The following is a 1,318-nucleotide window of genomic DNA, read 5'->3' on the forward strand; positions in this document are numbered from 1 at the left end:
GCCGCCGATGCCGAGCGATGCGCCGGCGCCGAGGTTGATCGCGTTGCCGAGGTTCAGGCCGGGCAAGCCGACACTCAAATTGCCGCCCAGGCCCGACACGTTCAACGCGCCGGTGCCGAGCGCGCCGGCATTGCCGAGATTCAAGCCGCCGCCGCCGTTGAGCGCGACGCCGCCGCCGAAGGTGTTGGCGCCGTTGAGGCTCACCGTGCCGGTGCCGCCGAGGTTCAGGCCGCCCGTGCCGCCGATGATCCCCGACAGCGACAGGTCGTTGCCGCCGCCTATGCCGAGCGACGCGCCGCCGCCGAGGTTGATCGCGTTGCCCAGGTTCAGCCCGGGCACGCTGACGCTGAGGTTGCCGCCCAGGCCCGACAGGTTCAACGCGCCGGTGCCCAGGGCGCCGGCATTGCCGAGGTTCAGGCTGCCGCCGCCGCTGAGGCCGAGACCGCCGCCGAAGGTGTTGGCGCCGTTGAGGCTCAGCGTGCCGGTGCCTCCGAAGTTCAGGCCGCCCGCGCCGCCGATGATCCCCGACAGCGACAAGTCGTTGCCGCCGCCGATGCCGAGTGCCGCGCCGGCGCCGAGGTTGATCGCGTTGCCGAGGTTCAAGCCCGGCAAGCCGACGCTGAGGTTGCCGCCCAGGCCCGACACGTTCAGCGCGCCGGTACCGAGCGCGCTGGCGTTGCCGAGGTTCAGATTGCCGCCGCCGCTGAGGCCCAGCCCGCCGCCGAAGGTGTTGGCGCCGTTGAGCGTCAAGCTGCCGGTGCCGCCGAAGTTGAGGCCGCCCGCGCCGTCGATGATTCCCGACAACGACAGGCTGTTGGCGCCGCCGATCCCCAGCGACGCGCCCGCACCGAGATTGATCGCATTGCCGAGGTTCAGACCCGGCAAGCCGACGCTCAGATTTCCGCCGAGGCCCGAGACGTTCAACGCGCCGCTGCCCAAGGCGCCGGCATTGCCGAGGTTCAGGCCGCCGCCGCCGCTGAGGCCGAAGCCGCCGCCGAAGGTGTTGGCGCCGTTGAGCGTCAAGGTGCCGGTGCCGCCGAAATTCAGGCCGCCCGTGCCGCCGATGATGCCCGACAGCGACAAGTCGTTGCCGCCGCCGATGCCCAGCGACGCGCCGCCGCCGAGGTTGATCGCGTTGCCGAGGTTCAGGCCGGGCACGCTGACGCTGAGGTTGCCGCCCAGGCCCGACAGGTTCAACGCACCCGTGCCCAAGGCGCCGGCATTGCCGAGATTCAGGCTGCCGCCGCCGCTGAGGCCGAAGCCGCCGCCGAAGGTGTTGGCGCCGTTGAGGCTCAAGCTGCCGGTGCCGCCGAAGTTC

The 1,318-nt window shown here is 71.9% G+C and carries 1 pseudogene; it reads right to left on the minus strand.

The window, feature by feature from the left end:
- Positions 1-1,318, minus strand: a pseudogene (locus tag A7A76_RS17460) (autotransporter-associated beta strand repeat-containing protein); the annotation flags it as partial.

It is taken from the genome of Lysobacter enzymogenes, from assembly GCF_017168095.1.
In the GTDB taxonomy this organism is placed as follows: domain Bacteria; phylum Pseudomonadota; class Gammaproteobacteria; order Xanthomonadales; family Xanthomonadaceae; genus Lysobacter; species Lysobacter enzymogenes_D.